At 32.5% G+C, this 9,662-nt stretch carries 13 protein-coding genes and 1 pseudogene; 7 read left to right on the top strand and 7 right to left on the bottom strand.

Going from position 1 to position 9,662, the window contains the following annotated elements; all coding sequences use genetic code 11:
• The 7 genes and pseudogenes from KI369_RS29540 to KI369_RS21215 all read left to right on the top strand — a co-directional run.
• Window positions 1-154, top strand: a pseudogene (locus tag KI369_RS29540) (DUF4825 domain-containing protein); the annotation flags it as partial.
• A gap of 14 nt (window positions 155-168) precedes the next feature.
• On the top strand, window positions 169-657 hold the full coding sequence (locus KI369_RS21240) for a DinB family protein (protein WP_212957287.1): 489 nt from the start codon (window positions 169-171) through the stop codon (window positions 655-657).
• Window positions 658-780: 123 nt separating this feature from the next.
• Window positions 781-1,161, top strand: a complete 381-nt coding sequence (locus KI369_RS21235; RefSeq protein ID WP_000805194.1) for a GntR family transcriptional regulator — start codon at window positions 781-783, stop codon at window positions 1,159-1,161.
• Complete coding sequence (locus KI369_RS21230; RefSeq protein WP_212957286.1) at window positions 1,158-2,030, top strand: ABC transporter ATP-binding protein; 873 nt, start codon at window positions 1,158-1,160, stop codon at window positions 2,028-2,030. Before KI369_RS21235 ends, KI369_RS21230 begins: the two co-directional genes overlap by 4 nt.
• On the top strand, window positions 2,027-2,698 hold the full coding sequence (locus tag KI369_RS21225) for a DUF4052 family protein (RefSeq protein ID WP_073523577.1): 672 nt from the start codon (window positions 2,027-2,029) through the stop codon (window positions 2,696-2,698). The genes KI369_RS21230 and KI369_RS21225 overlap by 4 nt, the downstream gene beginning before the upstream one ends.
• A gap of 37 nt (window positions 2,699-2,735) precedes the next feature.
• Window positions 2,736-3,215, top strand: coding sequence for a CcdC family protein (locus KI369_RS21220; protein ID WP_212957285.1), 480 nt, complete (start codon window positions 2,736-2,738; stop codon window positions 3,213-3,215).
• A 118-nt stretch (window positions 3,216-3,333) separates the two neighbouring features.
• Window positions 3,334-3,843: a 2'-5' RNA ligase family protein gene (locus KI369_RS21215; protein ID WP_212957284.1), complete on the top strand. Its 510-nt coding sequence runs from the start codon at window positions 3,334-3,336 to the stop codon at window positions 3,841-3,843.
• A gap of 6 nt (window positions 3,844-3,849) precedes the next feature.
• Here the strand turns inward: KI369_RS21215 and coaW are convergent, their stop codons facing one another.
• The 7 genes from coaW to exsC all read right to left on the bottom strand — a co-directional run bounded on the left by coaW (window position 3,850) and on the right by exsC (window position 9,497).
• Window positions 3,850-4,680: a type II pantothenate kinase gene (gene coaW, locus KI369_RS21210; RefSeq protein ID WP_212957283.1), complete on the bottom strand. Its 831-nt coding sequence runs from the start codon at window positions 4,678-4,680 to the stop codon at window positions 3,850-3,852.
• A 92-nt stretch (window positions 4,681-4,772) separates the two neighbouring features.
• Window positions 4,773-5,171 carry a 3-hydroxyacyl-ACP dehydratase FabZ family protein gene (locus KI369_RS21205; protein WP_000547662.1) on the bottom strand — a complete coding sequence of 133 codons (399 nt, stop codon included), beginning with the start codon at window positions 5,169-5,171 and terminating at the stop codon, window positions 4,773-4,775.
• A 56-nt stretch (window positions 5,172-5,227) separates the two neighbouring features.
• A complete protein-coding gene (locus tag KI369_RS21200; RefSeq protein ID WP_212957282.1) occupies window positions 5,228-6,427 on the bottom strand; it encodes an LL-diaminopimelate aminotransferase in 1,200 nt (399 codons plus the stop codon).
• 180 nt (window positions 6,428-6,607) lie between these two features.
• Entirely contained in the window at window positions 6,608-6,970 is a 363-nt protein-coding gene (locus KI369_RS21195; RefSeq protein ID WP_212957281.1) for a hypothetical protein, read from the bottom strand.
• A gap of 170 nt (window positions 6,971-7,140) precedes the next feature.
• Entirely contained in the window at window positions 7,141-7,440 is a 300-nt protein-coding gene (locus KI369_RS21190) for a hypothetical protein (RefSeq protein ID WP_212957280.1), read from the bottom strand.
• 151 nt (window positions 7,441-7,591) lie between these two features.
• Complete coding sequence (locus KI369_RS21185) at window positions 7,592-8,794, bottom strand: MFS transporter (protein WP_212957279.1); 1,203 nt, start codon at window positions 8,792-8,794, stop codon at window positions 7,592-7,594.
• A 304-nt stretch (window positions 8,795-9,098) separates the two neighbouring features.
• Window positions 9,099-9,497 (bottom strand): exosporium protein ExsC, encoded by a 399-nt coding sequence (gene exsC, locus KI369_RS21180; protein WP_238484944.1) that lies wholly within the window; start codon window positions 9,495-9,497, stop codon window positions 9,099-9,101.
• Window positions 9,498-9,662 lie beyond the last annotated feature (165 nt).

Raw genomic sequence — 9,662 nt, 5'->3', positions numbered from 1 at the left:
TTTTAATGATTTTCTAAAAGAAGATGATTTGTGGGATGAAAAGAGAGTAGTAAAGTTCCTTAATGATAATAACAAAAAAATGAATAGGCTTGTGAATGATAAAGATTTCCGAAAATCTTTATTTGTTAAATATCCAGTAAAGTACTTGAAATAATTGGAGGGACAAAGATGGAGTTAGTATATAAAATTTCTTATCATAGAATGCAGGATCATTATTTACCTAAATTAGTACAGGCAATTAGCCTTGTTAGTAAAGAAGATTTGTGGAAGCAAGGGAAATCTGTTAATCCAATTGGTGGAATCGTATTGCATATTTGTGGACATATACAGAGAAATACTAGTCGTTATAAAAATCCAAATATAGTTTTTGAAAAGGGAATCGAGGAGTATTTTCCAGTAAAACGACAACGTACTGAAGTTTTGCTACAGTACGTTGAAGAAGTGTTTGGTGAGTGGAGAAAAGCATATATACAAGCATGGGAAGAAAAAAGACATATTGATCTTCATAGTTTATTACATTTAGTAGAGCACACAAGTTATCATTTAGGGCAAATAGTAGATCGTACAAAGTCAATAAAAGGACAACAATTTAACTTTTGTCAAAATGGTATAAATGAAAAGAATTTGAGAACAAGAGTTGAAACTTCGAAATTTTAGAAAGAGAGTCATTCGTTTAAGAATGGCTCTTTTTTTGTAAAAGAAATTTATGGAAATAAGTAATTTAATGTGATATGGTTAATTACATAAGTAATCAACCTATGAACCTAAGGTGGTGAAATTGTGAAACCTACTCTGGAGCAAAATAAATTAATATACTTACAAATTGCAGAAACGATTGAATCAGATATTTTAAAAGACATATTACTTGAAGAAGAACAAGTTCCATCAACAAATCAATTTGCGAAGATGTTACAAATAAATCCAGCTACTGCAGCTAAAGGGGTAAACGTATTAGTGGATGAAGGGATTTTATATAAAAAGAGAGGGATCGGGATGTTTGTTGCAAAGGGAGCGAAAGAAGTCGTACTAAAAAAGAGACAAAACACTTTTATGACTGAATATTTACCGAAAGTGTGGGAAGAAGCAAAAGTGCTAGAAATATCAAAAGATGAATTGATGGATATGATTCAAAAAATTACGAAGGAGGGGAAAGAGGGATGATTGCACTTGAAACGAAAGAGATAACGAAAAAATATAAAAAGAAAGTAGCTGTAAATGAAGTTACGATTTCATTGGAAGAGCATAAAATATATGGTTTGCTTGGAAGAAATGGAGCAGGAAAAACGACACTATTAAATTTACTTGCAGGCCAAATTACTTCAAGTAGTGGAAGCGTATCAATATTTGGCGAACATGTTTTTGAGAATAGTAAAGCGATGCAAAATATTTGTTTTGTTAGAGTGAAAGAAGAAGCTCATTTAAGTTTTAAAGTAAAAGAAATTTTTAAGATGTGCAGCATGTTTTATAAAAACTGGGATGGAAAGTATGCTGAAGAACTCGCTAATAAATTTCAGCTTAATATGACAGTGAAATATCATAAATTATCACACGGCATGCAAACAGTCGTCGGCATTATTCAAGGGTTAGCAAGTAGGGCGCCAATAACAATTTTTGATGAACCGACTACAGGTTTAGACGCAGCACATCGAGAGTTATTTTATAGTTTACTACTAGAAGATTACGCTGAGTATCCACGAACAATTATATTATCAACACATTTAGTAGAAGAAGTAACCCATGTGATTGAAGATGTAATTATCATGAAAGAAGGAAAACTAGTTGTTCAATCATCGGTAGAAGATTTATTGCAACAAGGTCATATTATTTCAGGAAAAAAAGATAAAGTAGATGGATTTTCAAACAATAAAAACGTAATAAATCGAGAAGTTTATGGAAATAAGGGGATTGCTTTTATATGGGACGAGCTTTCTAATGAAGATTATTACTCTCTTGAAAAAGAAGGTTTAGTAATTGATAGAATTACATTACAAAAACTATTTATTCACATAACTGGTGGTGAAGTGAAATGACGATGTTATTGAAGCAGTTAAAGTTACATATTAATTTTCATTATAAAGCAATTTTAATATTTTGGATTGTAGCTTTATTAATAAAAGGGTCTTTAAATGCTGTTCATTTAAATGGAGCGAACATTGGTTATTTACCCGAAATTATAAATAATCCTTCAATAGCAATTATGTTATTTATAGTAGGGAGTGTTTTCATCATACAAGATGAGCTATTTCGTTTAGCAGTTTCATTCGGTGTAACGAGAATCCAATATTTTATCGGAGCCATTTGTTATATTGTATTGCAATCCGCAATGTTTGCGTTTCTTCAAGTAATGCTTATGCAAGAAATAAAATATAATTTAGTAAATGTTAGTTTTGGAGAGCAATTGGTACAAGAATTTATTTTGCACTTTTTATTTTATGTTACAACAGCATGTTTCTTCCAAGTGGTAGTGGTTTTTAAACAACGATTTCAGTGGATTGGTCTTATGATTGGTGGAACACTATTCTTATCAACAATTAGTGTACTTTATGGAGAAGCAGGGGTAACCGGTTTATTATTTACAAGTGATGGATCTTTAGTAGATATTCCATATTTTACTGTTATTTCAATTGGATTAACTACCTTTTATATCATAACTAGTAGTATATTTATACGCAAAGTATCATTTGAACGAACGGTTTAATAGAGTGTTAGATTATTTTAGAGAGAAGGAAGAGTAAATGGAAGATACTTCTTCATTAATAACGGTCTTTTTATGCATTGCACTACTAATATTTTGGCGTCGTTATCGCTCTATGCATAGGCCAATAAAGGGATCAGGAAAACGTATTTTATGGCCATTATTATTTTTAACACCAGGGATTATATGGTTTTTTGGCCCCGTACATCCAGCTATATTACAAGTAAGTATAGCGGTATTAATTGGTGTCCTTTTCGCCGTACCACTTATAGTTTTAACAAATTATGAGCAAAGAGGGGATGGGAATATTTATACGAAAAAAAGTGCAGCTTTTTTAATTACTTTTATTGCACTTGTCGTTTTGAGATACGGTTCAAGACAATATATTGTTGACTTAGATCAGCAAACAATAGGTTTATTATTTTATGTTGTTGCAGTATCGTATATTATTCCTTGGAGAATTGCTTGTTATATAAAGTTTAGGAAAGTTTGGCGGGAAAATAGTAATCATGCTATATAAGAAAAAACTTCTCTTTTGAGAAGTTTTTTCTTTTTATATGTAATTGTAAACATTTGTTGAAGTGCACACTGCTATACAATATGATAAATATAAAAAAGGGGAAATAGGGAGTATAAAAATGCGTACGATTTTACTTTTTCTAAATAAAATTTCTATCAATGAAATAGAGGCCATTAGGCTAAAACATGATCCTTTATTTGGGTTAATTCCACCGCATATTACAATTGTATTCCCATTTGAAAGTTCACTTTCAAATGATGAGTTGAAATTACATATTTTGAAGTTATCAAAAGGGATGCAGGAGATAGAAATTGAATTTGCGAATAAAATTACGAGTGTAGGAGAATATTTGTTTTTACGAGTTGAAAAAGGGAAAGAACAAATAGAAGAACTGCATAATATCCTGTATACAGGACCTTTATTACAATTTTTGAAAGAAGATATTCCGTACATACCGCATGTAACAGTCGGGAGAAAAGAAACTGCGGAGTTAGCTGCTGAAGTAGCCAAGGATATTCATAGTTTCCCTGAAAAGTTACAATGTGTAATTGATAGAATTAGTGTAGAGCGAATTGGAGAAAAGGGGGAATCAATTATTGAATTTGAAGTACCGTTGCAAAAAAGCTGACAAAAGTCAGCTTTTTTTATTCATAGCATGAAGTAAAGCACCAATTGCACCACTATTACCACCATCTCGTAAAAAGATTGGTTTTTTATTTTGATATTTTGTGTAGCTACTAATAATATTTTGAAGATGTATGTTATTACATAGAGTCGAACCAATATAAATAATATGGTCAATGTTTTTTGTTTCGGCGAATTGAAGGCTTAATGCAGTAACGACTTCACCGACAAGTCCTTGTACAGTAGCAAGTATATCTGAGCTATTATAATTTGAGTCTGTAATAGCGGCTTTACCAAAATTGCTTGCAGTTAAACTATTATCAATAGGAGAGAGAATCCCACCATAAATATCTCCAACCGTAATATCAAGTTCTTTTCTAAATCCTACTTTTGTTAAAGGAATCACATCTTCAAAATGATCTATATTTGTTAACAATTTTGAAAGCCCCATAATAGTACCACCGCCAACACCGGTTCCACCAGCGCGAATGTATTGGTCATTATAAATGTAATGAATGGAGGTACCTGTACCGATATTTGTTAAAACAAAGTTGTTTATATCATATTTTTCTTTTTTTAATATGTAACGGACACCTACAAGAGTAGCTTCAAATTCATTTAGTTCCACTATTTTATATGAGGCTGAAAGTAGTTGTTGTAATTGTTTCGCTTTACCACCAGTAATACATATTTGTTTTATACCAGTTTGGTTCTTAAGCCAATCTATTATTTTATTTTGTTCATTTGAATAAACTTTTTCAAAAGCTAATTGCATTTTTTCATTCAAATAAGCAATTTTTGTTAATGTTCCTCCAGCATCGATACCGATCGTACTTTCCATTTTTCTGCCCCTAACTAAGTAATTTGTTTACTCTGTTCATGTTGATGAGACGAATTTGTAGGAGATAGATACCCTAGTGAATAAAAACGTCTCTATTCTGCTTGGTATATTAATAGCTTTTCTATCGTTACAATCGGCTGATTATTAACGGTTGCGGTACCTTTACCAAGAACAAAACCTCGGCGATTGCGAGTTAACTCATAATGTAAATCAAGTTTATCACCGGGATATGCTTTTTCATGGAATTCAACCCCATCTAAAGAGGAAAGGAAGCCTAGTCGGTCAGAGTCACTTATATGTACAAATGCGCTAAGCTGAGCAAGTGCCTCTACAATTAACATATGAGGCATATGATTTTGACTATCATTTATAAACCATTCGTTATTTGTAATGAGTTTATATCCTGTAACGGATTCACCTTGTTTTACATTTGTTACTTTATCAATCATTAAAAATGGATAACGATGGGGAAGAGTGTCCTTAATATGCATATGAAAGTACCTCCAATGAATAATACCCCTGCTATAGTTAAGCAGGGGAGTTGCAATTAATTTTTAACTAATTCTTCTGCTTTTTCAAGAGAAAAAATACCACTATTTCTAATGTTTTCAACAACTTGTTGTAACACTACTTTATCTTGAACGAGTGCAATGCGTACAAATCCTTCTCCGTGAGGTCCGAATGCATGACCTGGTGTGACAACGACATTCGCATGATCCATTAATGCATAAGCGAAGTCTATAGAAGTCCAGCCTTTCGGAATTTCGGCCCAGACAAACATACTGCCAGCTGGTTTTTCAACATTCCAGCCAAATGTTCGGAACCCATCGACTAAAGTATCTCTACGTTCTTGATAAATACCGCGGTTTTTCTCACAAAAAGCAGCGCCATTCCTTAGCGCAGCACATGCGGCTTTTTGAATTGGTAAAAACACTCCGTAATCTGTATTTGATTTAAACTGAGTAAGCGCACGAACAATTTCTTCATTTCCAATCATATATCCGATACGGCTACCTGCTAAACTATAACTTTTTGATAAAGAGTTGATTTCTACGCCAACTTCTTTAGCGCCGGGTACAGAGAGGAAGCTAATTGGTTTATTACCATCAAAATAAAATTCAGCATAAGCAAAATCATGGACAACAATAATGTTATGCTTTTTCGCAAATGTGATTACTTCTTTAAAGAAATCTTCATGAGCCATTGCTGGAACTGGATTCCCTGGGAAGTTTAAAATCAGCATCTTCGCTTGATCAGCAATATCTTCGGGGATAGCTTCTAAGTTAGGTAAGAAATCATTTTCTTTCTTTAAAGGCATGTAATAGGATGTTGCACCAGCCATTTGAATTCCTGTTTCATAAGCTGTATATCCTGGATCAGGAACTAATATAATATCTCCCGGATTCGCATAAACCATAGGTAAATGAACGAGTCCGTCTTGTGACCCCATTAATAATAAAACTTCTTTATCGGCATTTAATGTAACATTATGAGTGTTATTGTAATATTCAGTAACAGCTTCGTGAAATTCTTGAATACCACTTAATGTGTATCCATAACTTTCTTTTTCACTTGCTGTATGTACCATTGCTTCTCTTACGAAGTCAGCAGGCGGCATATCAGGATTCCCGATACTTAAATCAATCATTTTTTGACCTGCTGCAATTTTTTCTTTTTTATAAGCCCCTAATTCACTAAATATAGAAGACTGGAATGCTTTCATTCTAGTTGCTAACGTGTAAGTCATCAAAACCCCTCCTAAAAAACAGTGTTTTCTTTCTACGTTTTTAATTATTCTGAAAACACATGGTTACATTTTATCACTTTTTTATGAAAATTAAAATGATTGACAAATTTAGAGGGAGGATAATGAGATGGAATACAAAATAACGCAGAAATTAATTTCTGCGTCTTATATGAAATGTCATCATTTCTTTTTATATGTACATAATTTTTCCACTGCATAAAAGTATACATTTAATTTGCCATCGACAACTTGTAAAGTTTGATCCGATGTAAATGAGTTACCATAATCAATGCGATATACATTAGAATCCTTTACAAATGAACCTTTGTATAAATCTTCTTTTTTCTTTGTTGTTTGCATCTCTACTAAATATTGAATATTTTTTTCTTTCTTTTCTTCTTTTACAACTGTTTCAAATTTATACGATATAGGGCAAAGACCGTTTTTGTTGTCAACGACTTCCCAAGAACCGTATATATCATTATTGCTACATCCACTGAGTAGTATAATGAATAACGGAATAATTAATAGAACCTTTTTCATTTTGTACTCCTTTCTGTTCGTTTTCAATAAACGTGCAAATACGATAGGAATATTGTAATAAATAAAGTTTAAATTTTTATAAAGAATTATTTAATTTCATATAAAAATTTAGAGGGGATTGAAAAAGCCTGAATCTAGTGTAAAGTTAGATTCAGGCCGAGTACTATAGTCTATGTTATGTCTCTTTTGAGGAAAAATAAAGAGGAAAGTAGGATTACTATTCCATTTAATATATATACAATTGCAACAATAAAGGCTAACGTGCCGGCGCCGAATCCAGCTTTATCGAATATAGAAGCGAATGCTGCAGTAGTCAAAAAGATAATGGGAGTCAGCAGTAAAAAGACGAAGCCTGCCAAAATTCGTCTTTTAAAGCTATGCCCTGAAAGGGAAAAGGCTAAAAAGTTTAGGATGCTAAACATAGCAATTACAAAAAGAAGGATAATAAATAGCTGTATGCCAGCAGACATTCTTGCACCTCCAGGATATCTGGTTCATATACTATATTCGAATGCAAAAGAGGGTACTCCTTTAAATAATTACAATAAGCGTAATAAATAAGTTTTTATATAACAAAGACGCATGGATTAATCTAATAGGATCCATGCGTCTTTGTTTATGTTATAAATTTGCAGATTGCGAAGGTTGTTTTTCATATTGTTTTTGTTTAGATAGCGATATGAAAATAATTAATAATGAAATGACGCCGAAAATTAAGACCATGTACTGTAATCCAATCGTATCTAAGAAGAAGCCTGTGCCGAGCAAAACGATTTGGAACATAACTCTCTCAAACATATTACGGAATGAGAAGAGACGGCCGTGATAGCTTTTTTCCACTTTCGTTTGGAAGATTGTCGACATAATAGGGAAGAAGCATCCGACACTAAAACCAAACAAACCAAATGATGTAAGGGACATCCATTTTATATCGCTAAAGAACAATGATAGGTGTGCAAAAGCGGTACAAACTGCGAAGAAATATAGTAACTTTTCAGGTTTGAAATGATCAGATAAACGTTTTATAACGAAGGCACCTAGCATAAATGCGATACCTTCAATCGTATATATAAATCCTTTAATCGTTGGATCATGTTGCATTTCACTAATATTAATTACCATTAAATTAAATCCAGCTATAAATAATAGAGGGATAATACTTAATATAAGTGCTGTGAAAGCAATCGGAATTCCTTTTAATATACGAAATACTTCCATAAAGCTATTATCTTTTGCAGCTTGTTTACTTGGTGTTGTTGATTTCTTATCTTCGAATTGCAGGAAGAAAGTTGAGAGGAATAATAAAGCGTATGCTGCCATTGAGAAGGCATACATATACTGTAAACTCATTACAACTAAAAGAATTCCACCTAGTGAAGTACCCGCAATACGAGCAATTGTCCCTACATTCATATGTACACCGTTCATCTGTAATAACTCATTCTCACGTACGATAAGTGGGATTACAGATTGTAATGCAGGGAAATAAAATGCTGCTGAAATTTGAAGCGCAACCATAAATGCAATCATAAAGGCGATACTTTCAAATTGGATAGCGAAAAACATGAAAATAACACTTAAAACTCGACCAAACCCAGCGTAAAGAAGAACTTTTTTCTTTTCATACTGATCGATGACACGACCAGCCATAGGACCAACTAAAACACCGGCTAATAGTCCGATAAATAAAATAACTGATTTCATAAAATCGGAAGGGACATATTTTTGCATAAATTCAAGGTTGCCAAGAATACCAAGCCATAACCCTAGACCAGCAATAAACTCCCCAATTAAAACAATCCAAACATTTTTATTGCGCCACATAATATAAAACCTCTCCGTCTTTTAAAATGAAAAACTCGTATATAAAACCTCCTTATTTTATGTATTATTATTAACGAACTTTTTTAGAGTCAGAGTCTATATTACGTGTTTCATGAGTGGATTTCAATCTTTTTGATTTGTCAAAAATTTGATTCGTTAATTGATAAAATAAGCAAATCAAAATGTAAATATGAGAGGATTGAAAACTAACTGAAAGTAGGGAGAAATATCGAAAAATAATAAAGCAAGAACTTCTATATTACGTCTCGCTTTTCTCAAGTACAAAATTCAATATTAGATTCACTTAGCAGCATTTATGCACTTGACCAATAGCTAAACCACTAAAAGATAGTGGACCAATAACATCGGCAATTGTACCACTAGTAAGGCTTTCTACAGTTAATGAATATACATGTGTTCCACTGCTAACATCTTGATCTATAGCTTGAAATGTTTGAGCGTAGAATTGTTCTAAATCTGTAGATTCAATACCTACTTGTGCATTGAAAATTTTAATGTTATCACGCAAAATACGGAATAACACTTGTGAAATTCCAGTTATACCTTCATCGCCAACTGTAGAAATCAACTGCACTCGATTATTACATGCATCTTTTCTAGTAATTTTTAATTTAATGTTTGCAAGAATTGCTTTATCTGGAGAAGCTGGAATTGCAAAAGTTGTTTCAACAGTGTTACTTATAGGTTAAGTAGCTTGGTAATCAATGAAATGAGTCATGTTCGTTACTTTCCAATATACTGAAATATGAAAAAACGATAAAATAGCTTGGACAAATAATAGAATGTTTTAAGAGAATTGAGCACAATTGTTGGAGCGAGGGAAATCATAAGAAAGCATCAAGAAAGC

The sequence above is a fragment of the Bacillus sanguinis genome (genome assembly GCF_018332475.1).
Lineage (GTDB): Bacteria > Bacillota > Bacilli > Bacillales > Bacillaceae_G > Bacillus_A > Bacillus_A sanguinis.
This window is presented reverse-complemented; position numbering and strand designations above follow the sequence as displayed.

What these genes read in the sequence shown, in the direction of transcription:
- KI369_RS21240 (WP_212957287.1), top strand. Translation starts at nt 169, where the DNA reads ATGGAGTTAGTATATAAAATTTCTTATCATAGAATGCAGGATCATTAT.
- KI369_RS21230 (WP_212957286.1), top strand. Translation starts at nt 1,158, where the DNA reads ATGATTGCACTTGAAACGAAAGAGATAACGAAAAAATATAAAAAGAAA.
- KI369_RS21225 (WP_073523577.1), top strand. Translation starts at nt 2,027, where the DNA reads ATGACGATGTTATTGAAGCAGTTAAAGTTACATATTAATTTTCATTAT.
- KI369_RS21220 (WP_212957285.1), top strand. Translation starts at nt 2,736, where the DNA reads ATGGAAGATACTTCTTCATTAATAACGGTCTTTTTATGCATTGCACTA.
- KI369_RS21215 (WP_212957284.1), top strand. Translation starts at nt 3,334, where the DNA reads ATGCGTACGATTTTACTTTTTCTAAATAAAATTTCTATCAATGAAATA.
- coaW (WP_212957283.1), bottom strand. Translation starts at nt 4,680, where the DNA reads ATGGAAAGTACGATCGGTATCGATGCTGGAGGAACATTAACAAAAATT.
- KI369_RS21205 (WP_000547662.1), bottom strand. Translation starts at nt 5,171, where the DNA reads ATGCATATTAAGGACACTCTTCCCCATCGTTATCCATTTTTAATGATT.
- KI369_RS21200 (WP_212957282.1), bottom strand. Translation starts at nt 6,427, where the DNA reads ATGACTTACACGTTAGCAACTAGAATGAAAGCATTCCAGTCTTCTATA.
- KI369_RS21195 (WP_212957281.1), bottom strand. Translation starts at nt 6,970, where the DNA reads ATGAAAAAGGTTCTATTAATTATTCCGTTATTCATTATACTACTCAGT.
- KI369_RS21190 (WP_212957280.1), bottom strand. Translation starts at nt 7,440, where the DNA reads ATGTCTGCTGGCATACAGCTATTTATTATCCTTCTTTTTGTAATTGCT.
- KI369_RS21185 (WP_212957279.1), bottom strand. Translation starts at nt 8,794, where the DNA reads ATGTGGCGCAATAAAAATGTTTGGATTGTTTTAATTGGGGAGTTTATT.